The organism is Aestuariicoccus sp. MJ-SS9 (genome assembly GCF_032586235.1).
GTDB lineage: Bacteria > Pseudomonadota > Alphaproteobacteria > Rhodobacterales > Rhodobacteraceae > Aestuariicoccus.
In genome coordinates this window covers 1-21,615 of sequence record NZ_JAWHTD010000057.1, presented here as the reverse complement: position 1 = coordinate 21,615, position 21,615 = coordinate 1, and the positions used below count along the sequence as shown (strand labels likewise).

Here is a 21,615-nt window from a genome sequence, read left to right as displayed (position 1 = left end):
CGCCGACCTGCACACGCCCACCACACAAAATCCCCGCCTTCAGTCCGCCTGAAGGCGTTGTTCAAACCCGACTAAGTCACGTCAAGCGCCAGCGCATCGGCATTCCCCGAGGCGCGGGGGCCAAAGGCGGTCAGGCCGACAGCCATCCGTCCCCGCCGCCAACGCGCGCCCAGCTTGGTGTTCCAGCGCACCGGCCGCCCGGTTTGACGCACGGCCTCGGCGGCGATGGCAACCCGCCACGGCCCGTCCTCCCAGCGCAGCGCCGCGCTGGCGCTCTGGAAATCGCCCTTGGCGTCGCCATGCAGCGACAAACCCCACCAGAACGCGCCGTTCCCGCGCCCGTAGGACAGACCCACCGGCACCGCGTTGACGCGCATCGCGCGCGTCGTGGTAAAGGCGCGGGTGGTCTCGGCCTCGCGATAGGCGAGCCCCATGGCGCGGTGTCCAGAAACACCGACCCGAGCACCGCGTCATAGGCGGGACGCACGACGCCGAATCGCAGGTCGCCCAGGCGCTGCGACAGGTAGGTCTCATGCGGGCGCTTGTCGGGCAGGACATAGGCAAAGGTCCCGGCCTCGACCGCCCATCCCGCCCCGAACGGGACGGACAGGGTCAGGTCGACGGGCGCAATGGCGCCGCTGTCACCGGCAGAGGTCGCGCCAAGGGCGAGCCTGCCCGACAGCGTCAGGTTCTGGGCCGCGGTCTGACCGGCGGCCAGCACAAAGAGGATAACGATCAAATGACGCAAGGAACCGGCCTTTGACATTCCGCCAAGTGTCCCACCGAACGCCGTCGCGCAAAAGGATATTTTCGCGGCCTCGCCGCCCGCCGCCCGCTGCGCGCAAGGCGCGGCTCAGCCCCCGAAACCGTAGAGCCGTGCGGGATTGTCGACGAAAAGCTTTTGCCGCAAGCCCGGGTCGGGCAGGGCGGCCAGCAGTTTGTCCAGCTCGGCCCCGGTATCGGGGCGGGGCACTCCGCCCAGCATCAGATGCGGCCAGTCGCTGCCCCACAGAATGCGCTCGGGATTGGCCTTTGCCAGCCGCTGCACCAGCGCCGCGGGCGCGTCGGTAAAACGGTAGGTCGCGCTGAGCTTGGTCCAGGCGTGCCCCTCGCCCAGCAGCCGTTCCAGCGCCTTCTGACCGTCGGTCAGGCCAAGCGCCGGATCGGGCCAGGCGCAATGGTCGAACACGATCTCGACCGGCAGCGCGGGGATCTGCGGCGCCAGCTCGACCAGGTGGCGGTGACTGTGCGCCAGCATCTCCACATGCAGCCCATGCGCGGCCAGCATGGGCGCCAGCGCCTTCATTCCCCCCCAGGACAGCAGCCCGCCATGCACATAATTCAGCCGCACCGCCTTGCAGCCCTGCGCGGCCAGCTCGGCGATCTGCGCCTCGGTCGCGTCGTCGGTGATCAGGCAGACGGCCCGGAAATCGCGCCCCATCCGGCGGGTGGCCTCGAGCGTGACGCTGTTGTCGCCGCCATAGAGGATCGAGTGCACGATCACGCCCCGTGTGCAGCCCATCGCGCCCAGATGCGCGCGGTAGCGGCCCAGCCAGTCGTCCAGAGGACCCGGCGGCGGGGTCTCTACGGCGCGGGGCGACAGCGGAAAGTCGTCGCCGATCAGGTGCACATGGGCGTCGGTCGCGTTGGGGGGAAGCTGGGGCATGACGCTCGCCTTTGCGGTTTGGCCGACCCTAGGACGATGACGCGCGCCGGCGCAACCGGGCTAGCCGTAGGCGGCGAGCATCTCTTTCAGATCGGCCAGCGTGTTGGCCTCCTGCACCGGTTTGTCGTGCCGCCAGCGCGACATGCGCGGAAACCGCAGGGCGACGCCGGATTTGTGGCGCGGGCTTTCGTGGATGCCCTCGAAGGCGATCTCGAACACATGCTCGGGCTTCACCTGCCGCACCGGCCCGAAGCGCTGCAACGTGTTCTTGCGCACCCAGCCGGTGATTTGGCGGAACTCGGCGTCGGTCAGGCCGGAATAGGCCTTGGTGAAGGGCACCAGATCGTTGCCCTGCCAGACTGCAAAGGTGAAATCGGTGAAGAGGTTGGCGCGCCGCCCGTGGCCCTGCTGGGCATAGATCATCACCGCGTCGACGGTCAGCGGGTCCAGCTTCCACTTCCACCAATCGCCCTTCTTGCGGCCCGCAAGATAGGGGCTGGCCAGGTGTTTGAGCATGACACCCTCGGCGCGCATGTCGCGGGCCTTGGCGCGGGTGGCGGCCAGAGCGTTCCAGTCGTCGAACCGGATCGGCGGCGAGGGGCGGACCGGCGCGGCCTCGGGCAGGCCGGACAGCAGGGCGTCGAGCCGCGCGCGCCGGTCCTTGAGAGGCGCGTCGCGCAGATCGCGCCCTTCGGCCTCGAGCAGATCGTAGGCCAAAAGGATCACCGGCGCCTCGGCCAGCAATTTTTTCGGCACGGTCTTGCGCCCGATCCGCTGCTGCAGCGTGTTGAACGGCATCGGCTGCGCGCCGTCCCAGGCCACGATCTCGCCGTCCAGAACGGTGCCGTCAGGGAGGAAGTCGCGGGCGCGGGACAGCTCGGGAAAGCGGTCGGTCATCAGCTCTTCGCCGCGTGACCAGACGTGGTAATCGCCGCCCCGCAGGATCAGTTGCCCACGGATGCCGTCCCACTTCCACTCCGCCTGCCAATCCTTTGGATCATCGAGGTTTTCCGGCCCATCCTCGAGCTGATAGGCGAGGTAGAAGGGATACGGACGGCTGGCTTCGGCGGTCGGATCCTCGGCCTCGATCAGGGCGTGGTAGGTGGTGGTTTCGGGCGTCCACCCGCCCATCAGCTTGTGGGCGAGCGTGGCCTCGGGCTGGCCGGTGGCAAAAGCTAGCGCGCGGGTCATCAGCTTTTGGCTGACCCCGATGCGGAAGCCGCCGGTGATCAGCTTGTTGAAAAGAAACCGCTCGACCGGACCCAGCCGGTCCCAGGCGGCGAGGATGCGGGCCTTGCGGGCGTCGATATCGACATGATGAAGCGCCTGCAATTCCTTGATCCAATGGGATAAAGGCAGATCGTCAATCTCTGGTGCAGGGGGCAGGATCAGCGCGATGGTTTCCGCCAGATCGCCGACGATGGGATAGCTTTCCTCCAGCAGCCAGAGCGGCACGCCGGCGGCCTCGGCGGCCCATTCGCGCAGCTGGGTCGTGTTGACCGCGCGTTTCGGACGGCGACCAGAAAACAGCGCCATGGTCCAGAGCTTGTCCTCATCCGGGGCGGACATGAAGTATTCGGCCAAAGCCTTTGTTTTCAGGCTGGTTTTCGTGGTCTGATCCACGGCCGTGAACAGTTGCGCAAAGGCCTTCATGCGGCGGCCTCGTCTTCGGAATCCTCGCCGCCGAACTCGGTCGGGACCACCTGCGCGTTAAAGCCCTCGTCGCTCAGCCAGCGCGCAAAGATGTCGGTGTAACCATGCGTGACAAATACGTTTTCCGCGCCTGTGGCGCGGATCGCCTGCATCAGCCCGTCGAAATCCGCGTGATCCGAGATCACGAAGCCCCGGTCGGTCGCCCGCCGCCGCCGCACCCCGCGCAGACGCATCCAGCCGCTGGCGAAGGCGGTCGAGGCGGGGCCGAACCGCCGCGCCCAGGGCGTGCCGAGCGCGGCAGGCGGGGCGATGACCAGCGCGCCCGGGAAGGCCTTTGCGTCGGTGTCGGGGGTGACCTGGACCGTGTCGGGCAGCGCGTAGCCCTGTGCGCGCAGCACAGCGTTCGTCGCCTCGACCGCGCCATGGGTCAGGATCGGCCCGGTGCCGGGGTCCAGCATCCGCATCAGCCGCTGCGCCTTGCCCAGCGAATAGGCCCCCAGGATCGACGCGCGGCCGTGCGCGGCATTGCCCGCCCACCAGGCGTTGAGATCGCGGGCGACCTGATCCTGCGGGTCCCATTTGAAGACCGGCAGGCCGAAGGTGCATTCGGTGATGAAGCTGTGGCAGGGCACCGGCTCGAAAGCTTCGGAAAGCCCGTCGGGCGTGACCTTGTAATCGCCCGAAACGACCCAGACCTCGCCCGCCACCTCGACCCGGATCTGCGCCGATCCGGGGATGTGACCCGCGGGGTGAAAGCTGACATTGGCGTCGCCGATCCTTCGGGTTTCGCCAAAGCGCAGCGTGTCGATGGCGATATCGCCCAGCCGGTGGCGCATCACCGGGGCACAGGCATCTGTGCACAGATAGGCGCGATGACCGGGGCGTGCATGGTCGGCATGACCATGGGTGATCAGCGCCCGGTCAACCGGGCGCCAGGGGTCGATGTGAAAATCCCCCGCCGGGCAATAGATGCCGCGGTCGGTAAAGGTGAGGACGGGCTCGCGCATGACCTGACTATAGGCCGGGGCGGCGGCCGCGCCAGAGGGTTGCGCAAAGCGCCTGCGCGCGGCAGGGTGGCGCGCGACAGGGGAGGACAGGATCATGCGCATTACCGGGTTCAGGGACAGGATGTTGTCGGGCACGCCGCTGGCGGGGACCTTCCTGAAGACGCCTGCGTTCCAGCTGATTGAGGTGCTGGCGCAGTCGGAGCTGGATTTCGTCTGTCTCGACGCCGAGCACGCGCCGTTCGACCGCGCGGCGATGGACGCCTGCCTCGCCATCGGGCGGGCGCTGGATTTCCCGGTGCTGGTGCGGGTGGGCGACGCCTCGGCCCGCGAAACGCTCTGGGCGCTCGATGCGGGTGCCGTGGGTGTCGTCGTGCCGCATGTGGACAGCGTCGAGAAGGCGCGCGCGGTGGCGCGGGCGGCGCGCTTCGGCCACGGCGGGCGCGGCTTTGCCGGATCGACCCGCTGGGCGGGCTACGCGACGCGGGGCATGGGCGATGTGCTGGCGCAGTCCAGCACCGAGACGGTGCTGATCGCGCAGATCGAGGAACCCGAGGCGGTCGAGGTGGCCGAAGAGATCGCGGCGGTCGACGGGATCGACGGGCTGTTCCTGGGGCCGGCGGATTTGTCTGTGGGCTACGGCTTCGATCACCAGAACTCTCCGCAGCTCGAATCGGCGCTGCGACTGGTGGGCGAGGCCTGCCGGGCGCAGGGCAAGACCTATGTCACCTTCGTTCCCAATGCCGAGAAGGCGGCGGAATGGGCGAAATACGGGCTGACGATGTTCTTCATCGCCTCCGAACACACCTGGATGCGCGCGGGCGCCACTGCGCAGGCGCGGGGCATTCACGAGCTGGGCTCGGATTAAGCGCGACACGGCCCCGGACCCGATCCTGGCCCTCTGGCCTGCTGCTCGGAGAGAGTACGTCGGAGACCGCGGGGCCGTGTTGCGCTAGGCGGTGGTTGCGCCGAAATGCGCCACGAGCCGGTCGGCCAGCCGGGTTCGGGTGGCGCGGTCCTCCATCAGGCATTCATGCTGGCCGCCTTCGATCCATTCCATCGCGCCGCCCGGCCAGCGGTCCATGCGCTCGGCGATGCGGTCGGCGTCGACGATGGCTTCGGCGGTGCCTGCAAGGGTCAGGCAGGGCAGCGTGGGCGAGGGCCTTTGCGCCAGCGCGCGGCATTCGCTCAGCGCCTGGTGCAGCCAGCGCAGCGAAGGCCCGCCCAGCTGCAGCTCGGGCTGGGCCTCGGTCTGGGCACGCATGTAATTCCACATCTCCTCGTCCCGGGTCAGCAGATTTCCGGCGAAGGGTTCCGAATTGACATAGCTCGACGGCCTCGTGCCCGGTGTATAGACATGGCCGAACCCCAGTGCCGCGCCGCTCCAGCTGAGTGCCCAGGCCGCGGGGCGCAGCGGACCCGACATGGCGATGCCCCACATCGGTGCGGAAAACGTGGCAGAGGCTGCGGGCAGGCCCGACAGGACGGCCCGCAGCCCGATGCAGCCGCCCATGGAATGCGCCAGAAGGTGAAAGGGCCGCGGCAGATCCAGGTCGCGCGCGGCGTCCAGCATGGCGGCGACATCCTTCTGATAGTCGTCGAAATGGTGCACGTGCCCGGCCAGCTTGTCGTCGAGCAGCCGGTCGGCCAGCCCCTGGCCGCGCCAGTCGATGGTCAGCGTGTGATAGCCCCGCTGAGCGAGATCGGCGGCGGTACGGCCGTATTTCTCGATATATTCGGTGCGCCCGGGAAAGAGCAGCACCGTGCCCTTGCCCCCCTCTGACGGAAAATGCCCGACGCGCAGCTGCACGCCGTCCCCGGCGCGCAGCCAGAAGGCGCGCGCGCCGGCCGGACCCTCGGCCAGATCGGCGAAGAGGGGCGCATCGGCCAGCATGATCAGGCCAGCACCCCCGCCAGTTTCATCGCGGCACCCATATCGCCGTCGATGGTCAGCTTGCCCGACATGAACGCCGAGGTCGGGTTCAGATCGCCTTCGAAGATCTGCTGGAAGGTGTCGGTGTCGGCGGTCAGGGTCACGTCGGCGTCTTCGTCGCCCGCGCGCGCGCCCGATCCGTCGATGATAAAGCTGCCTTCGCCCTCGATGACGAACTTCGCGGTGCCGTCAAAGCCCTGTCCGTCCATCTTTTCGTTGAGTGCGGCGACTGCCTGGTTGACGGTTTCGCTCATGCCATGTCCTTTCACTGGATCGTGCGCTGGTATTCGCGCCGACTTGCGTTACATTCAATGTCGTTATGATCAGGCTAACGATGAAATTCAAATCTACCGTCACGGCACTTCTGGCAGTCGCCTCGATTTCGCTGCCTACAGGCGCTTTCGCGCAGGACAGGCTGGCCGATTTGCTGGACAAGCTGGCCGAGGCCGAAAGCGCCGCGATTGCCGCCCGGCTGGAGCGGGATGTGCAGCGCGAATGGTCGAAATCCGGCTCGGCGGCGATGGATCTGTTGCTCAAGCGCGGTCAGGACGCGCTCGAGGTCGACGATCTGCCCGCGGCGCTGGATCATCTGACGGCGCTGACCGATCATGCGCCGGATTTCGCCGAGGGCTGGCATGCGCTGGCGCTGGCCTATTACCAGTCTGAACGCTTCGGCCCGGCGATGGATGCGCTGGAACGGACGCTGGCGCTCAATCCCGACCATTTCGGCGCGCTGCGCGGGGTCGGCGCGGTGATGGAGCAGGTGGGCCAGCCCGAACGCGCCTATGACGCCTATTCCCGCGTTCTGGCCTTGCGTCCTTTCGACGAGGATGTTCAGGCTGCGCTCGACCGGCTCGAAGTGCGGGTGAAGGGAACCTCGCTCTGATATCCTGACGAAAAGGCGGCCCCATGGCCCAACGCGCACGGATCGCGGCCGTTCTCGGCCCGACTAACACAGGCAAGACCCATTACGCCATCGAACGGATGATGGGCTATCGCACCGGCATGATCGGCCTGCCGCTGCGTCTGCTGGCGCGCGAGGTCTATGACAAGATCGTCGGCGTGCGCGGCCCGGGCGTGGTGGCGCTGGTGACCGGCGAGGAACGCATCGTGCCGCCGCGCGCGCAATATTGGGTCTGCACGGTCGAGGCGATGCCCGAGGGCATGGGGTGCGATTTCGTCGCGGTGGACGAGATCCAGCTCTGCGCCGATCCCGAACGCGGGCATGTCTTCACCGACCGTCTGCTGCGGATGCGCGGGCTGCACGAGACGCTGTTTCTGGGCTCTGACACCATGCGCGGACCGATTGCCGGGCTGGTCGACGGGGTCGAGTTCGTGCGCCGCGAGCGGATGAGCCAATTATCCTACACAGGTTCGAAAAAGATAAGTCGCCTGGCAAATCGCACGGCGATCGTCGGGTTTTCGGTTGAAAATGTCTATGCGATTGCCGAGCTTCTGCGCCGTCAGAAGGGCGGTGCTGCGGTGGTCATGGGGGCGCTTTCGCCGCGAACCCGCAACGCGCAGGTCGATCTTTACCAGAATGGCGAGGTCGATTACCTGGTGGCGACGGACGCCATCGGCATGGGGCTGAACCTCGACATCAACCATGTTGCGTTCTCGTCCCTGACCAAGTTTGACGGCCGTCGGATGCGTCCCTTGCAACCCAACGAGCTGGCGCAGATCGCCGGGCGCGCCGGGCGCGGGATGAGCCACGGCACCTTCGGCGTGACCGGCGAGGCGGGGCCAATCCCCGACGATTGGGCTGACGCGATCTGCAACCATTCCTTCACCCCGCTGCGCAAGCTCAACTGGCGCAATGCCGATCTGTCCTTCGGCAGCATCGACGCTCTGGTGCATTCGCTTGAACTCAGCCCAAAGGACGAACGCCTCGTCAAGGCGCGCGAGGCGGACGATCTGCAGGCGCTCAAGGCTCTGGCCGCCGATGCCGAGGTCGCGGCGCGGGCGTCGGACGCGAAATCGGTGCGGCTCTTGTGGGATGTCTGCCGGATCCCGGATTTCCGCGGCATCAGCCATGCCGAACACGCGGGCCTTTTGCAGGTGATCTACGGGCATCTGCACGAGCGCGGCCATGTGCCCGACGATTTCGTTGCCCGTCAGGTGAACCGAATCGACCGCACCGAAGGCGACATCGACACGCTGTCGAAACGGCTCGCCTATATCCGGACATGGACCTATGTCGCGCAACGCAAGGGCTGGGTGCGTGACGAAACCCATTGGCGCGACCGCACCCGCGCTGTAGAAGACAGCCTGTCGGACGCGCTGCACGAACGTCTGACCCAGAGATTTGTTGACCGGCGCACATCCGTGCTCTTGCGCCGGTTGAAGCAGAAGGAGGCCATGGTGGCCGAAGTGAACGACAAGGGTGAAGTGACCGTCGATGGCGAATTCATCGGCCGTCTGGAAGGATTCCGGTTCCGTCAGGACAAAAACGCCACGGGGCAGGAGGCCAAGACGCTGCGCGCTGCCTCGATCCAGGCTCTGGCGCCGCATTTCCATTTGCGGGCGGACCGGTTCTACAACGCGCCCGACACCGAGATCGACTATACCGAACAGGGCGGCCTGATGTGGGGCGAACAGGCGGTGGGCAAGCTGGTGGCGGGCGACGATCCGCTGCGCCCGCGCGCGCAGCCCTTCGTCGATGACGAGGCGGGCCCCGATGTGGCCGCCAAGGTGGAACGCCGCTTGCAGCATTTCATCGACCGCAAGATCGCAGCGCTCTTCGAGCCGCTGATGAACCTGCAGCGGGACGAGACGCTGACGGGCCTCGCGCGCGGCTTTGCCTTCCGCATGGTAGAGGCCATGGGCGTGCTGCCCCGCGCCGAGATCGCACAAGAGGTCAAGGAGCTCGACCAGGACGCGCGCGGCTCGCTGCGCAAGCACGGCATCCGGTTCGGTCAGTTCACCATCTTCATGCCGCTGCTGCTGAAGCCCGCGCCGACCCGGCTGCGGCTGGTTTTGTGGAGCCTGGCCAACGGGTTGGACGAATTTCCCGAAGCGCCTCCTCCGGGCCTGGTGACCGTGCCGAACGCGCAGGGCACGCCGGTCAAGCATCACCTGCTGGCAGGCTACCGCCCCGCCGGGCAGCGCGCGATCCGCATCGACATGCTGGAACGTCTGGCCGACATGCTTCGCGGCGAGGACAGCCGCGGCGGGTTCGAGGCCAAGGCGGACATGCTGTCGATCACCGGCCTCACGCTGGAACAATTCGCCGACCTGATGCAGGGGCTCGGCTACAAGGCCGAAAAGGGCGAGCGTGAAAAGCAGCGCCCCGCTGACGCCGTGGTGACCGAGGGTGGAACGCCCGACGCGGATCAGCCGGTTATGGATGCGGCCGCCGAGGCCGAAACGACGCCAGCGGCGGCGCCCGAGCCCGCTGAACTGGCGCCCGCGCCAGCCGACACACCCGACGCCGTGGCCGAGATAGAAGACGCGGGCGAGGCGCCCGTGGCCGAAGAGCCCGCCGCACCGGCCGAGACGCCTGCTGTGCCCGAGACGCCCGAAGAGGAAATCGCCCCGGGCACCGCGCCCGACGCGGCGCAGGCCGAACCGGAAATCGAGGTGTTCTACACCTTTACCTGGGCCGGAAATCGCGGTGCCAAGCCGCGCCGTGACGGCGGCAAGCCACGCAAGGCGCAGGGCGGCGAAAGGCCCAAGGGCAAAGGCAAGCCCAAGGGACGCCCCGAGCGGGGCAAAGGCCAGAAGTTTGAGGCCCGGCCGCCGAAAAAGGAAAAGGCCATCGACCCGGACAACCCCTTCGCCGCGGCGCTCATGGGGTTGAAGGACAAGTCGTAATTGGCTGAAATCACGGGTAAACTGCGTATCGACAAGTGGCTCTGGCACGCGCGTTTCTTCAAGACGCGCGGGCTGTCGGCCAAGGTCGTGTCGGCGGGGCATTGCCGGGTGAACGGGCAGCCGGTGGCCAAACCCGCCTTTGCGGTCGGTCCCGGCGACGTGCTGACCTTCCCTCAGGCACGCGAGGTGCGGGTGATCAAGGTGCTCGCGCTTGGCGAGCGGCGCGGTCCCGCGCCCGAGGCGCAGGCGCTTTATGACGATCTCGACCCGCCGCAACCCCGCGCGCCCGAACCGCCCGCTCCGCGCTACGAAGGCGGCGGACGGCCCACCAAGAAAGACCGCCGCGATATGGCGCGTGGGCGTCCGGATATGCTTGAATGATCGGGCAGGCTGGTCTAGCTAATCGCGCAAACGCCCGACAACGGAACGCTGCCCCATGACATACGTCGTCACAGACAATTGCATCGCCTGCAAATACACCGACTGCGTCGAGGTCTGCCCGGTGGATTGTTTCTACGAAGGCGAGAACATGCTGGTGATCCACCCCGACGAGTGCATCGACTGCGGAGTGTGCGAACCCGAATGCCCCGCCGACGCCATCCGCCCGGACACCGAGCCGGACATGGAGAAATGGGTAGAGTTCAACCGCAAGTACTCCGAATCCTGGCCCGTGATCATCACCAAGAAAGACCCTCTGCCCGAAGCCGAGGACCGCGACGGCGAGACCGGCAAGCTCGAGAAATACTTCTCGGAAGCGGCGGGCGAAGGCGGATAAAGGCGATTCGCCGATGGCGGCGAAAACGCTTGCATTTTACACGAAGGTCGACGCGCAACTCCCTGATGCCGTGAGGTAAGAGGGTGATATGCGGTGCCTCTAGGAAGCGCGCCGGGAATATGTTATACTGGTGTTACAAATGATGACACCATGCGCATACATCCGGGGCGCGTGCCCGGGGGCCTGAGCCGACAGACCAGACAGTACGAGCGGAGATAGGTCCTATCCCCGCGCGTCGTCTTGTCGCCTGTATGCCGGTGAGCTGCAAGGAAGCGACTGAATGACAAAGACGAAGAAATCCGAATTCCGCCCCAACGATTACGTGGTCTATCCCGCTCATGGCGTGGGCCAGATCGTGTCGATCGAGGAGCAGGAAATCGCCGGCATCCAGCTGGAGCTTTTCGTGATCTCTTTCGAGAAGGACAAGATGACCCTGCGCGTCCCGACCCACAAGGCGACGGAAATCGGCATGCGGTCGCTGTCGACGCCCGACGTCGTGAGCCAGGCGATGAAGACGCTGAAGGGCAAGGCGAAGGTCAAGCGCGCCATGTGGTCGCGCCGGGCGCAGGAATACGAGCAGAAGATCAACTCGGGCGACCTGATCGCGATCGCAGAAGTGGTGCGCGACCTGCACCGCGCCGACGACCAGCGCGAGCAGAGCTATTCTGAACGTCAGCTTTACGAGGCGGCGCTGGAGCGGCTGACCCGCGAAGTGGCCGCCGTTTCCGGCGGCGACGAGGTGGCCGCGGCCTGTCAGGTGGACGAAGTGCTGGGCCTGCGCGCGGCCTGACCCGCGCCGAACCGCCAGACACGACAGAGTGCGCCCCCCGCCGGGCGCGCTTTTCTTTGTAAGAAAAGCGTCCGTTTTCTTGTAAAGAAAACGGCTCCTCGACCGGCGTTATTCTTCGACGTCGTCGACGTCGGCCTGGCCCGACAGCCGGCGCCGGATGATCGACCAGCTCAGCCCGATCCCCAGGACCAGCGACACCGTCAGCAACCCCAGCCACACCGTGAGGTCGCGGTTGGCCAGGTCGATCAAGCCGTAGTCCCACAGCACCCAGAGCATCGCCCCCACCAGCGCCAGGATCAACGCCATCCCAAAGGCCCCGATCGATCGCAAGGTGGCGCGCAGATAGATCACGTAGCCGATCAAGAGGATCAGCCCGGCCAGCACGGCCAGGGGCAGCTGATCCCGCCCGTCGCCGCGCAGCCACATCAGGTAATTCCACTGCGTCGGATTATAGGTCGCGGTCAGCAAACCAAGGGCGCACAGCCAGCGCAGCAGAAAACCCATGGCACCCTCTCTGTGTCGGTCGTGGCCAGATGGCCCGATGGCAACGCCGATGTCCAGCGGGATGCGGCCAAATTGGTGGTTTCGCGTGCGATCAAGCGCCGATATACGGGCCCGGGTTTGGAACCGTATGCGGGAAGGAACGCAAGGCATGGCAAACGTGGTCGTCGTGGGCGCCCAATGGGGCGACGAAGGCAAGGGCAAGCTGGTGGATTGGCTGAGCGAGCGCGCCGATGTGATCGTGCGTTTTCAGGGCGGCCACAACGCGGGCCACACCCTGGTGATCGACGGCAAGGTCTACAAGCTAAACGCTCTGCCGTCGGGCGTCGTGCGCGGCGGCAAGCTCAGCGTCATCGGCAATGGCGTTGTGCTGGACCCCTGGCATCTGGTGGGCGAGATTGCCTCGATCCGCGAACAAGGGGTCGAGATCACGCCCGACACGCTCATGATCGCCGAGAACACGCCGCTGATCCTGCCCATCCACGGCGAGCTGGACCGCGCCCGCGAAGAGGCCGCCAGCGCCGGTACCAAGATCGGCACCACCGGGCGCGGCATCGGTCCCGCCTATGAGGACAAGGTGGGCCGCCGTTCGGTGCGGGTCGCCGACCTCGCCGATCCCGCGACGCTCGTGTCCCGGGTCGACCGTGCGCTGCAGCATCACGATCCGCTGCGCCGCGGGCTGGGGATCGCGCCGGTGGACCGCGACGCGCTGATTGCCCAGCTCAACGAGATTGCGCCCAAGATCCTGCCGTTCGCGGCACCGGTCTGGAAGGTGCTCAACGAAAAGCGCCGCGCGGGCAAGCGCATCCTCTTCGAAGGCGCGCAGGGCGCGCTGCTCGACATCGACTTCGGCACCTATCCGTTCGTCACCTCGTCCAACGTGATCGCGGGTCAGGCGGCCACGGGCGTCGGCATCGGGCCGGGCGCCATCGACTACGTGCTTGGGATCGTCAAGGCCTACACCACCCGCGTGGGCGAGGGCCCCTTCCCGAGCGAGCTGCACGATGCCGACGGCCAGCGGCTGGGCGAGCGCGGACGTGAATTCGGCACCGTGACCGGCCGCAAGCGCCGCTGCGGCTGGTTCGACGCCGCGCTGGTGCGTCAGACCTGCGCCACCAGCGGCGTGAACGGCATCGCCCTGACCAAGCTCGACGTGCTCGACGGGTTCGACACTTTGAAAATCTGCACCGGCTACAGGCTGGATGGCGAGACGCTGGATTACCTGCCCACGGCCGCCGACCAACAGGCGCGCTGCACCCCCGTCTACGAAGAGATGCCGGGCTGGAGCCAGTCGACCGAAGGCGCGCGCAGCTGGGCCGAACTGCCCGCCGAGGCGATCAAATACGTGCGCCGGGTCGAAGAGTTGATCGGCTGCCCCGTGGCGCTACTTTCCACCTCGCCGGAGCGGGAAGACACCATTCTCGTGACCGATCCTTTTGCCGACTGAGGAGCAAGACATGGCGCTCAGCTACAAAGCCCGCCGGCGCTGGTCGCTGGTCATCCTGCTGATCGGGCTGCCGATCTACGTCGTGGCCGCGGTCACCGTCGTGAACTGGTTCGACCGCCCGCCGATCCTGGTGGAACTGCTGATCTATGTGACCCTCGGCTTCGTCTGGGCGCTGCCGTTCAAATTCATCTTCCGCGGCGTCGGCCAGGCCGACCCGGATGCGCAGGACTGACCCTGCTCTTTCACTGATCCACAAATATCCCGGGGGTCCGGGGGCAGAGCCCCCGGGGGTCGCCATTGTCGCGCCATTGGTCCGAGAGACAATGGCGACGGGGCTGGCCCCACGGCCGCGTGACAAACTCGCCCGCAACCGCCTGACAAAAAAGACCGGCGGGCCTCATGTGCCCGCCGGTCTCGATTTTCAGGGCCAGGCCTTCAGCCGGCGGCGCGTGCGCCGGGACGGAAGCTGATCGTCTCCGAGGCGGTGAACCGACCGCCGCGGGTCTTCTCGATCTTGCCTTCGCGCAGCAGCTGGCCAAAGCTGCGCAACCGGTCCTCGCGGCTCGATTCCGTCAGCTCGGCCTGGCGGACCTTGGTCATCAGCTGCGGGCGCGAGAACTGATCGCGTCCCTCGACAAAGGCCATATAGGCGGCGGCGGCCTCCAGAAGTTCGGGCAGGTCGGTGGCGCCCATATCCTCGGCGAAGGCGGCAAAGCCGGTGTCGGCCTCCTCTTCGGCGGCAACGGAGTCGTCCAGATCGTCGCGGCGGATCCGGCGCGGGCGCACCGGCACGCTGGCGAGGGCGGGGCCGTGATCGTCCACCCGCTGTTCGGCCACCAGTTTGAGCGGCGCCGGGCGGGTCTCTGTCTGGGGACGTTCGGACCGGGCTTCGGCGGTGGGCTTCGGACGGCGCGGGCGGACCACGTTGGCCAGATCCTCGCGGTAGGGCTCGAATTCCTCCTCCGGGTCCTTCTTGCGGCCCAGCAGACGGTCGGCGCGGGTGGCGGCCACGGCGGCGCGCAGATGCGCGATGGCGCTGCGACGGCGGTTGCCCTCGGGCTCTTCCATCTGGGTGTTGGTCTCGTCCAGGATGCGGCTGACCGAATTGTCGTCCGCGCCGATCCGGTTTTCGGTGAGCATGACGCGCGCCGGGCTCGACAGCTTGACGGCCTTGCGGGCGCCCTCCTGAGCCAGCCGTTCGATCACCGCGGGGTCGATCGTGTCGTCGCCCTCGTCATTGTCTTCCAGATCGTCCGCGTCGATCTCCAGAGCCCTTTCGGCATCGAGATCGTCCTCGAAATCGTCGTCGTCGAATGCGTCCTCGTCCATGTCCCGAACCGACGTGCCGGTCTGCGGTTCCCGCGCCTCTTCGGCAGGTTCGAACGGCACGACCCGGTTGCGCAGGCGCAGCGGCGCCGGTGCGGCGTCGTCCTCGTCTTCGTCGGCCTCGGACAGGGCGGCAGGCACCAGATCGGGCCAGTCGTCCTCGTCGTCGTCCCAGTCGTCGGCGTCGAGTTCGGCCTCGACGGCGGCCAGCTCGCGGGCCAGTTCCTCTTCTTCCTCGGGGCTGAGGCTGGAACTCGTGCCGTCGTCCTCGTCTTCGAACGGCTCCAGCGGGTCCGGGGCGATCACGGCCTCAAGCTCCGCGCGCTTGACCTTGACCACGCGGGTCCGGCGCAGGGGCGGACGTTCCGGGGCGGTCGAGGTATCCTCGGGCAGGTCGTCCTCTTCGCTGTGGTCCTCGCCTGAAAGCGTCTCGGCGCTGTCCCGCGCCAGCCCTGCGATGGTGTCGGTGAAGAGGTTTTCGCCAAGCGTTTCCGGGGCGTCCTCGTCGTCGAACCCGTCGTCGTCGAATTCGTCATCCTGCTCGGCAAATCCGGTGTCGGACATGCCCTCCAGCACGCCGGCGATCCCGGTGGCGTCGAAGGCGTCGTCGCCCGTGCTGTCCTCAGGTTCGTCCTCGCTATAACCGTCGTCCCCAATGTCGGACGCCGGCGCACCTGCAGCCTGGCCGCGCGAGACAACCGCGCGGATGCGCTGAAGCTTGGCGGCAACGCTTTCGGTAGAGCCCGCGGGGGCCGGAGCAGGCGGCGCCGCCACGGTCTCTTCCGGTGCCGCGACCTCGTCGGCGGCAGCGCTTTCGCGGAGGATGCTGAGATCGATCTCGACCCCGGTCTCTTCCTCGTAGGCGTCTTCATCCATGAGCTCCGCGGCCCCGGCCTCTTCGGCGTCGGCTTGCGGCGGCTCTTCTTCCTTCAGCGCCATGCTGTCAAAGCCGACATCCGCGAAATCGTCGGGCGCGTTGTCGCCAAGCGCCTCTTCCTCGCTGAGCACGGCCACCGGGGCCGAAAGGTCGGCGGTGTCGATGACGCCGACCGCGTCGTCCGTCGGAACGTCCCTGTCGTCAGCTTCATCGACATGGCGCGCCTCGGTCGTCTCAGTCGTCTCGGCGGGCTTGGAGGGAACGCGCGACGGACCGGCCGCAAGGGCGGCCGCGAGCGCGTCGCTCGACGCGGCGGGCGCCCCGAGCGCGGGTCGCAGCACAAGCCCGTCGGCACCGTATTCAGCGCCGATCTGCTGGGCCATCATCTGTTCGGCCATTTCCGCGTCAAGCTGCGGCGGTTCGGACCCGAAAAAGCGGTCTTCCCGGACGATGCCCTGGTAAAACCGCGTTGCATCCTTGACCGCGGCGAGCGGATCTTCAAATCCTTCGGCCGTACACGAGAAGGTCCCGTAGGAAACCGTCAGGATTTTGGATGAACTGACCATATGCCACTCACTTTCGTTCGTTTTGCAACAGAGTGTTTATCATGTTTACCAAGACCAAAGCCGTCCGAATCTGTGCCCTGCAGGGTATCATTTCGTGACTTGATTGTGATCTGTTTCCCAAAGGGCCATTAATCGGTGATGAACCAGAGTATTGTGCACAGCGACGGACCGATTCTGCTGGTCGGTGGCGCAGATTGCGACAATCGTCAGCTTATCAGCCTATTGGAGACGGTAAAGGCCGTGGTCGGCGTCGACCGGGGGGCCGACCGGCTGCAGGCGCTTGGCGTCAGGCCGGACGCGGTGATCGGCGATCTCGACTCGGTCTCGGCAGCGACACGCGACGCGCTGCCCACACACCTGGTGCATCATATCGCCGAGCAGGACAGCACCGATTTCGACAAGGCGCTGCGCAACGTGACCGCGCCACTGGTTCTGGGCGCGGGGTTTCTGGGGTCGCGGCTCGATCACCAGCTGGCGGCGATGACGGTGCTTGTGCGCCGCGCCGGGCGGCGGGCGGTGCTTGTTGGGGACAGGGATCTGGTGATGCTGGCCCCGCCCGACCTCTGGCTGGATTTGCCGCTCGGCAGCCGGCTGTCGCTCTTTCCGATGCGGGCGGTGTCGGGGCGGTCGGACGGGCTGCGCTGGCCGATCGACGGGCTGCGCTTTGCGCCGGACGGGGCCGTGGGCACCTCGAACGAGGTGACGGGGCCTGTGCGGCTGCGGTTCGATACGCCGGGAATGCTGCTTATCCTGCCGGTGAGGGCGTTGTCGGCGGTCCAGGCGGGGTTGGCCCTTTGCCCGGACGGATGGCCCGCTCCCTGAGCACGATATAGAGCCCTGCGCCGATGGTGATCGAGATGCCGACCGCCGCCAAATGGTTCGGCAGATCGCCAAAGACCAGAAAGCCGATGATCGTGGCGATTGGGATCTCCAGATATTGCATCGGCGCGAGCGTGGCCGAGGGCGCGTAGCGCAGCGACCACGTCATGAGCAGATGCGCCATTGTGCCGAAGGCCCCCAGCGCGAAGAGCAGCGCCCAGGTTGTTCCCGATGGGGCTACCCAGTCGAGCGCGGGCAGGGTGCCGGCGGGCGTCAGCCAGATGACCGGTGCCATGATCGCCACGGCCATGACCCCCGAGACGGCTTGCAGGCCGACCGGATCGGTGTCGCGCGCGATCTGCCGCGTGACCAGCATGAAGAACGCAAAGACGACGGCGACGCCAAGCGGCAGCAGCGCCGGCCAGCCGACATCCGCAAAGGCGGGCTGAACCACCAGGAGGGTGCCGATGAACCCGACGACGCAGGCCAGAAGGCGGCGCAGGCCGACCTCTTCGCCGAGCACGTAGCGGCCCAGAAGCAGCATCAGAAAGGGCATGACGAAGGCAATGGCGACCGCATCGGCCAGCGGCAGGTGGCGCAGCGCGGTGAACATCATGCCGATGCCCAGAAGGTGCAAGAGCGTACGCAACACGGTCAGCCGCAGCACACGGCCGCGCATCCGCCAGATCCGGCCGGTCAGCGCGATGAGCGGGATCAGCAGCGCGACCTGCACGCCGAAACGGACCAGTAGCAGCTGGCCGATCGGCACCTGATCGCCCAGCAGCTTGGCGATCGCGTCGCCCATCGGGGCGAGGACGCAGAAGCCGAACATGAGCGTGATGCCCAGAAGGGGATTGTCGCGGTGCATGGGCGCACGCTAGGCCGCGGCGAGGACGCCCGCAAGGGCGGACGAGCTGCTCCTCCGCCCTTGCGGGCGTCCTCGCGGCGGCTTAGCAATTCGGGATATTGACCGCGAGCCCGCCCAGCGAGGTTTCCTTGTATTTCTCGCTCATGTCCGCGCCGGTCTGGCGCATGGTCTCGATGCAGGCGTCCAGCGGCACCAGATGCGTGCCGTCGCCGCGCAGCGCGAGGCTGGCGGCGCTGACCGCCTTGATCGCGCCCAGCCCGTTGCGTTCGATGCAAGGCACCTGCACCAGCCCCTTGACCGGATCGCAGGTCATTCCGAGGTGATGTTCCAGCGCGATCTCGGCGGCGTTCTCGATCTGCTCGGGCGTGCCGCCCATCACCGCGCACAGCCCCGCGGCGGCCATGGCCGAGGCGCTGCCAACCTCGGCCTGGCAGCCGGCCTCGGCCCCCGAGATCGAGGCGTTGAACTTCACCAGCCCGCCGATCGCGGCAGAGGTCAGAAGGAAATCGGGGATCCGGCCCTCGGTCGCGCCGGGCACGTGATCCAACCAGTAGCGGATCGTCGCCGGCACCACGCCCGCAGCCCCATTGGTCGGCGCGGTCACGACCTGGCCGCCGGCGGCGTTTTCCTCGTTCACCGCCATGGCGTAGACCGACATCCAGTCGTTGATCGTATGCGGCGCGGTCAGGTTACGGCCGCGTTCGGCCAGCAGCTGCTCGTGGATCTTGTGCGCCCGGCGGCGCACGTTCAACCCGCCCGGCAGGATGCCGTCCGACGCCAGCCCGCGCTCGATGCAATCGTTCATCACCTGCCAGATCCGGCGCAGCCCCTCGTCCAGCTTCACCGGGCAGCCGCGCGCCACTTCGTTGGCGCGTTTCATCTCGGCGACGGTCTTGCCCGAGGTCTCGGCCATCTGCAGCATCTCGGCGGCGGATTTGAACGGGTAGGGAACCGGCGCGCCCTCGTCGGTGGCCTTGCCCGCGGCCAGTTCGTCTTCGGTCATCACAAAGCCGCCGCCGATGGAATAATAGGTCTCTTGCAGGATCACATCGCCCTGGGCGTCTGTGGCCATCAGGATCATGCCATTGGCATGGCCGGGCAGGTTGGGGCCGAAGTCGAACTTGAGGTCGCTACGGGTGTCGAAGCGCAGCGGGGGCAGGCCGTCGGGCGTCACCTCGCCGCTGTCGCGGATCGCCTCCAGCGCGGCCTCGGCGGCGGCGTGGTCGTAGGTTTCGGGCGTGAAGCCCGCCAGCCCCAGGATCGTGGCGCGGTCGCTGGCGTGACCGACCCCGGTAAAGGCCAGCGATCCATGCAGCGAGGCGCGCAGCCCGTGGGCGCTGAACGGGGCCGCGCGCAAGGCGTCGAGAAAGCGCGCGGCGGCGACCATGGGGCCCATGGTGTGCGACGACGACGGGCCGATGCCCACTTTGAACATGTCGAAAACCGAAAGAAACATGGCGCGCCTTTCGCAACAGAGCCTGTGATCCGGCCTTAAGGGGAATCCTACACCCGGCCCCGCCTGAAAGCGACCATTGCCGGGCCAATGCGTCGCGCCCGGCGGTGAAGGTCGGCCGATAAGACCGGGCGCGGGGGGCTGACGGGCTGATGCGCGGCAAGGGCGCGGACCTGAGCCCCCGACGCGGTGCCGCAAATCTCTGTCGCATTTGACGAAAATACTGTCTGGGGGTATTTTTCCAGTATTTAAGACCGTTACAAGGGGGTTTTCCATGAGACATATTCGAATTTCGGCGCTGGCCTTCGCCGCCTGCCTTGGTCTCGGCATCGCCGGCGCGCCTGTCATGGCGCAGCAATTGCCCTCTGAGATTCCGGTGACCGAGGGGTTCAAGGACTCCAAGATCGGCCTGCCCGGAAACGCCGGGCATCTGACGATCTATGGCGCGATCATCGGCAAGGGGCAGAACCTGGCGTTCTGCGGCGTCGCCGTGCCGTCGCGCAGCGCCGTGTCGCGGCACATCAACACCATCCTGCAGAAGATGTCGCTGAAGGAGGGCAACAAGAAGGTCGTCCGGTCACTGACGTTCATGCCGCATCTCAAATCGGGCACGTCGCCGATCGGCGCCATGGCCAAATGCAAGCCGTTCAAGAAATCCGGCGACGGGCAATTGTCGCTCGACCTCGATCCGACCTATCTGCGCATGTAGGCCGTGGGCGCGCCGCAAAGGCCCGGGTTTGGCATTGACCCCGTGGCCTGCATGAGTACATGACGGAGGCACCCAAAAAGGATGTCGCCGCATGACCGGAGAATTGTCGCCCATCGACCGGGCCAAGTTCGTCGCCGCCAAACGCGCCGCCGATTTCGTCGAGGACGGGATGCGCGTGGGGCTGGGTACCGGCTCGACCGCCGCCTGGCTGGTGCGCTGCCTGGGCGAGATGGTGCGCGACGACGGGCTCAAGATCAAAGGCGTGCCGACCTCGACCCGCACCGCCGAGCTGGCGCGCGAGGTGGGGATCGAGGTGATCAGCCTCGACGAGGCGCGCTGGCTGGATCTGACCATCGACGGGGCCGATGAATTCGATGGCGACCTGAACCTGATCAAGGGCGGCGGCGGCGCGCTGTTGCAGGAAAAGATCGTGGCCACGGCCAGCGACCAGATGATCGTGATCGCCGATGCCGCCAAAGAGGTCGAGAACCTCGGGGCCTTCCCGCTGCCGGTCGAGGTGATCCCCTTCGGATGGCGCACCACGCAGGCGCTGATCGAAGAGACGCTGGTCAGCATGGACGTCATGGGCCGTAGCGCGACCCTGCGCATGACCGGCGACGTGCCCTTCGTCACCGACGAGGGCAACCATATCCTCGATCTGCACCTGGGCCGGATCGGCAACCCGCGCCAGATGGCGATGGTGCTGAACCAGATGCCGGGCGTGGTGGAAAACGGGCTCTTCATCGACATCTGCGACCAGGTCGTGATCGGCTATGCCACCGGCAAGGTCGAACTGCGCGACATCAACGCCGGCACGGTCCAGGAGGACCGTCTGGATTTCGTCGAGACCGACAACCTCTTCAGCGATCTGGGCGACTAGCGTTTCTACACGCTGCCACTTTGATTCAGCATGAGAATCTGCAGCCAAAGCGCGTTCATGACGGGGACGAGCGCCACAATGTGAACTGCCAGTGCAAAGCCGAAACAGGCCGCAATGCGCAGCGATCGGCCCGTGGACAGGAACAGCAGCCACACGAAGGCCGCCATAAGGGATACCGGCAGCGCGCCATTTACCACCCGGTCGATCCATTCCAGCGCGACCGGTTGGGTGGCCGGAAATTCGTCCATGTAGGCATAGCCGTCTGACAGGGTATATCCGACGTATTCGCCGATGGTGCTTATGACCAACGTGGCGATTGCGGAAAAGACGAAATAGACGAAGCTGTATTTCGACACATCCGAAAGCCGCGCAGGTTCGCGCAGCAGCCGCAACGCCGTCCAGAAGATCAGGCAGAACAGCGACGCACCGATGAAAAGCTGAAATGCGCCGACGACAAACTAGGCTCAGGACCTATTGATTTCAGCGGAAGGGCATGATTCACCGCGCGAAAACAGAGCGGTGATATGTCTGATCT

General features: G+C 66.6%; 22 protein-coding genes. 11 read left to right on the top strand and 11 right to left on the bottom strand.

Translation table 11 applies throughout. From position 1 onward, the window contains the following. Positions 1–71: 71 nt before the first annotated feature. The 4 genes from RXV88_RS21245 to RXV88_RS21230 all read right to left on the bottom strand — a co-directional run bounded on the left by RXV88_RS21245 (position 72) and on the right by RXV88_RS21230 (position 4,326). On the bottom strand, positions 72–434 hold the full coding sequence (locus RXV88_RS21245) for a hypothetical protein (RefSeq protein WP_316295534.1): 363 nt from the start codon (positions 432–434) through the stop codon (positions 72–74). Between the two features lie 419 nt (positions 435–853). Continuing rightward, the gene (locus RXV88_RS21240) at positions 854–1,666 is read right to left on the bottom strand and encodes an amidohydrolase family protein (protein ID WP_316295533.1); all 813 of its coding nucleotides are present in this window, start codon (positions 1,664–1,666) and stop codon (positions 854–856) included. A 60-nt stretch (positions 1,667–1,726) separates the two neighbouring features. Further along, the gene (locus RXV88_RS21235) at positions 1,727–3,319 is read right to left on the bottom strand and encodes an ATP-dependent DNA ligase (protein ID WP_316295531.1); all 1,593 of its coding nucleotides are present in this window, start codon (positions 3,317–3,319) and stop codon (positions 1,727–1,729) included. After that, complete coding sequence (locus RXV88_RS21230; protein WP_316295530.1) at positions 3,316–4,326, bottom strand: ligase-associated DNA damage response exonuclease; 1,011 nt, start codon at positions 4,324–4,326, stop codon at positions 3,316–3,318. Before RXV88_RS21230 ends, RXV88_RS21235 begins: the two co-directional genes overlap by 4 nt. A gap of 94 nt (positions 4,327–4,420) precedes the next feature. On the opposite strand from RXV88_RS21230, the gene RXV88_RS21225 reads away from it, so the two are divergent. Next, positions 4,421–5,191 (top strand): HpcH/HpaI aldolase family protein, encoded by a 771-nt coding sequence (locus tag RXV88_RS21225; protein ID WP_316295529.1) that lies wholly within the window; start codon positions 4,421–4,423, stop codon positions 5,189–5,191. Between the two features lie 84 nt (positions 5,192–5,275). Here the strand turns inward: RXV88_RS21225 and RXV88_RS21220 are convergent, their stop codons facing one another. Both RXV88_RS21220 and RXV88_RS21215 read right to left on the bottom strand, forming a co-directional pair. After that, positions 5,276–6,217: an alpha/beta hydrolase gene (locus RXV88_RS21220; RefSeq protein WP_316295527.1), complete on the bottom strand. Its 942-nt coding sequence runs from the start codon at positions 6,215–6,217 to the stop codon at positions 5,276–5,278. A gap of 2 nt (positions 6,218–6,219) precedes the next feature. After that, positions 6,220–6,510 carry an SCP2 sterol-binding domain-containing protein gene (locus tag RXV88_RS21215; protein ID WP_316295526.1) on the bottom strand — a complete coding sequence of 97 codons (291 nt, stop codon included), beginning with the start codon at positions 6,508–6,510 and terminating at the stop codon, positions 6,220–6,222. Positions 6,511–6,590: 80 nt separating this feature from the next. Between RXV88_RS21215 and RXV88_RS21210 the strand changes: the two genes are divergently transcribed. The 5 genes from RXV88_RS21210 to RXV88_RS21190 all read left to right on the top strand — a co-directional run bounded on the left by RXV88_RS21210 (position 6,591) and on the right by RXV88_RS21190 (position 11,634). Continuing rightward, entirely contained in the window at positions 6,591–7,142 is a 552-nt protein-coding gene (locus RXV88_RS21210) for a tetratricopeptide repeat protein (RefSeq protein ID WP_316295524.1), read from the top strand. A gap of 23 nt (positions 7,143–7,165) precedes the next feature. Continuing rightward, a complete protein-coding gene (locus tag RXV88_RS21205; RefSeq protein ID WP_316295522.1) occupies positions 7,166–10,069 on the top strand; it encodes a helicase-related protein in 2,904 nt (967 codons plus the stop codon). Next, positions 10,070–10,450 (top strand): RNA-binding S4 domain-containing protein, encoded by a 381-nt coding sequence (locus tag RXV88_RS21200; RefSeq protein WP_316295521.1) that lies wholly within the window; start codon positions 10,070–10,072, stop codon positions 10,448–10,450. 55 nt (positions 10,451–10,505) lie between these two features. Continuing rightward, complete coding sequence (gene fdxA / locus RXV88_RS21195; RefSeq protein WP_316295520.1) at positions 10,506–10,844, top strand: ferredoxin FdxA; 339 nt, start codon at positions 10,506–10,508, stop codon at positions 10,842–10,844. A gap of 280 nt (positions 10,845–11,124) precedes the next feature. Further along, positions 11,125–11,634 (top strand): CarD family transcriptional regulator, encoded by a 510-nt coding sequence (locus tag RXV88_RS21190; protein WP_316295519.1) that lies wholly within the window; start codon positions 11,125–11,127, stop codon positions 11,632–11,634. Positions 11,635–11,742: 108 nt separating this feature from the next. On the opposite strand, the gene RXV88_RS21185 is transcribed toward RXV88_RS21190, so the two are convergent. After that, complete coding sequence (locus tag RXV88_RS21185; protein ID WP_316295518.1) at positions 11,743–12,138, bottom strand: DUF6524 family protein; 396 nt, start codon at positions 12,136–12,138, stop codon at positions 11,743–11,745. 148 nt (positions 12,139–12,286) lie between these two features. On the opposite strand from RXV88_RS21185, the gene RXV88_RS21180 reads away from it, so the two are divergent. Together RXV88_RS21180 and RXV88_RS21175 are read left to right on the top strand one after the other, a co-directional pair. Next, a complete protein-coding gene (locus RXV88_RS21180) occupies positions 12,287–13,582 on the top strand; it encodes an adenylosuccinate synthase (RefSeq protein WP_316295517.1) in 1,296 nt (431 codons plus the stop codon). A 10-nt stretch (positions 13,583–13,592) separates the two neighbouring features. Further along, positions 13,593–13,814, top strand: coding sequence for a DUF2842 domain-containing protein (locus RXV88_RS21175; RefSeq protein WP_316295515.1), 222 nt, complete (start codon positions 13,593–13,595; stop codon positions 13,812–13,814). A 203-nt stretch (positions 13,815–14,017) separates the two neighbouring features. Here RXV88_RS21175 and RXV88_RS21170 read toward each other — a convergent pair whose 3' ends face one another. Next, positions 14,018–16,351, bottom strand: coding sequence for a hypothetical protein (locus tag RXV88_RS21170; protein WP_316295514.1), 2,334 nt, complete (start codon positions 16,349–16,351; stop codon positions 14,018–14,020). A 138-nt stretch (positions 16,352–16,489) separates the two neighbouring features. Here RXV88_RS21170 and RXV88_RS21165 point away from each other — a divergent pair, with 138 nt between their 5' ends. Beyond that, the gene (locus tag RXV88_RS21165; RefSeq protein ID WP_316295512.1) at positions 16,490–17,173 is read left to right on the top strand and encodes a thiamine diphosphokinase; all 684 of its coding nucleotides are present in this window, start codon (positions 16,490–16,492) and stop codon (positions 17,171–17,173) included. Here RXV88_RS21165 and RXV88_RS21160 read toward each other — a convergent pair. Both RXV88_RS21160 and RXV88_RS21155 read right to left on the bottom strand, forming a co-directional pair. Beyond that, entirely contained in the window at positions 17,097–18,038 is a 942-nt protein-coding gene (locus RXV88_RS21160; protein WP_316295510.1) for a DMT family transporter, read from the bottom strand. The genes RXV88_RS21165 and RXV88_RS21160 overlap by 77 nt on opposite strands. An 82-nt stretch (positions 18,039–18,120) precedes the next feature. Then, the gene (locus tag RXV88_RS21155) at positions 18,121–19,494 is read right to left on the bottom strand and encodes an L-serine ammonia-lyase (protein WP_316295509.1); all 1,374 of its coding nucleotides are present in this window, start codon (positions 19,492–19,494) and stop codon (positions 18,121–18,123) included. Between the two features lie 271 nt (positions 19,495–19,765). Between RXV88_RS21155 and RXV88_RS21150 the strand changes: the two genes are divergently transcribed. Together RXV88_RS21150 and rpiA are read left to right on the top strand one after the other, a co-directional pair. Beyond that, the gene (locus RXV88_RS21150) at positions 19,766–20,200 is read left to right on the top strand and encodes a hypothetical protein (RefSeq protein WP_316295507.1); all 435 of its coding nucleotides are present in this window, start codon (positions 19,766–19,768) and stop codon (positions 20,198–20,200) included. A gap of 91 nt (positions 20,201–20,291) precedes the next feature. Beyond that, entirely contained in the window at positions 20,292–21,080 is a 789-nt protein-coding gene (gene rpiA / locus RXV88_RS21145; protein ID WP_316295506.1) for a ribose-5-phosphate isomerase RpiA, read from the top strand. Positions 21,081–21,085: 5 nt separating this feature from the next. Here the strand turns inward: rpiA and RXV88_RS21140 are convergent, their stop codons facing one another. Next, positions 21,086–21,472: a hypothetical protein gene (locus tag RXV88_RS21140; RefSeq protein ID WP_316295505.1), complete on the bottom strand. Its 387-nt coding sequence runs from the start codon at positions 21,470–21,472 to the stop codon at positions 21,086–21,088. Positions 21,473–21,615 lie beyond the last annotated feature (143 nt).

What these genes read in the sequence shown, in the direction of transcription:
- RXV88_RS21245 (WP_316295534.1), bottom strand. Translation starts at nt 434, where the DNA reads ATGGGGCTCGCCTATCGCGAGGCCGAGACCACCCGCGCCTTTACCACG.
- RXV88_RS21240 (WP_316295533.1), bottom strand. Translation starts at nt 1,666, where the DNA reads ATGCCCCAGCTTCCCCCCAACGCGACCGACGCCCATGTGCACCTGATC.
- RXV88_RS21235 (WP_316295531.1), bottom strand. Translation starts at nt 3,319, where the DNA reads ATGAAGGCCTTTGCGCAACTGTTCACGGCCGTGGATCAGACCACGAAA.
- RXV88_RS21230 (WP_316295530.1), bottom strand. Translation starts at nt 4,326, where the DNA reads ATGCGCGAGCCCGTCCTCACCTTTACCGACCGCGGCATCTATTGCCCG.
- RXV88_RS21225 (WP_316295529.1), top strand. Translation starts at nt 4,421, where the DNA reads ATGCGCATTACCGGGTTCAGGGACAGGATGTTGTCGGGCACGCCGCTG.
- RXV88_RS21220 (WP_316295527.1), bottom strand. Translation starts at nt 6,217, where the DNA reads ATGCTGGCCGATGCGCCCCTCTTCGCCGATCTGGCCGAGGGTCCGGCC.
- RXV88_RS21215 (WP_316295526.1), bottom strand. Translation starts at nt 6,510, where the DNA reads ATGAGCGAAACCGTCAACCAGGCAGTCGCCGCACTCAACGAAAAGATG.
- RXV88_RS21210 (WP_316295524.1), top strand. Translation starts at nt 6,591, where the DNA reads ATGAAATTCAAATCTACCGTCACGGCACTTCTGGCAGTCGCCTCGATT.
- RXV88_RS21205 (WP_316295522.1), top strand. Translation starts at nt 7,166, where the DNA reads ATGGCCCAACGCGCACGGATCGCGGCCGTTCTCGGCCCGACTAACACA.
- fdxA (WP_316295520.1), top strand. Translation starts at nt 10,506, where the DNA reads ATGACATACGTCGTCACAGACAATTGCATCGCCTGCAAATACACCGAC.
- RXV88_RS21190 (WP_316295519.1), top strand. Translation starts at nt 11,125, where the DNA reads ATGACAAAGACGAAGAAATCCGAATTCCGCCCCAACGATTACGTGGTC.
- RXV88_RS21185 (WP_316295518.1), bottom strand. Translation starts at nt 12,138, where the DNA reads ATGGGTTTTCTGCTGCGCTGGCTGTGCGCCCTTGGTTTGCTGACCGCG.
- RXV88_RS21180 (WP_316295517.1), top strand. Translation starts at nt 12,287, where the DNA reads ATGGCAAACGTGGTCGTCGTGGGCGCCCAATGGGGCGACGAAGGCAAG.
- RXV88_RS21175 (WP_316295515.1), top strand. Translation starts at nt 13,593, where the DNA reads ATGGCGCTCAGCTACAAAGCCCGCCGGCGCTGGTCGCTGGTCATCCTG.
- RXV88_RS21170 (WP_316295514.1), bottom strand. Translation starts at nt 16,351, where the DNA reads ATGGTCAGTTCATCCAAAATCCTGACGGTTTCCTACGGGACCTTCTCG.
- RXV88_RS21165 (WP_316295512.1), top strand. Translation starts at nt 16,490, where the DNA reads ATGAACCAGAGTATTGTGCACAGCGACGGACCGATTCTGCTGGTCGGT.
- RXV88_RS21160 (WP_316295510.1), bottom strand. Translation starts at nt 18,038, where the DNA reads ATGCACCGCGACAATCCCCTTCTGGGCATCACGCTCATGTTCGGCTTC.
- RXV88_RS21155 (WP_316295509.1), bottom strand. Translation starts at nt 19,494, where the DNA reads ATGTTTCTTTCGGTTTTCGACATGTTCAAAGTGGGCATCGGCCCGTCG.
- RXV88_RS21150 (WP_316295507.1), top strand. Translation starts at nt 19,766, where the DNA reads ATGAGACATATTCGAATTTCGGCGCTGGCCTTCGCCGCCTGCCTTGGT.
- rpiA (WP_316295506.1), top strand. Translation starts at nt 20,292, where the DNA reads ATGACCGGAGAATTGTCGCCCATCGACCGGGCCAAGTTCGTCGCCGCC.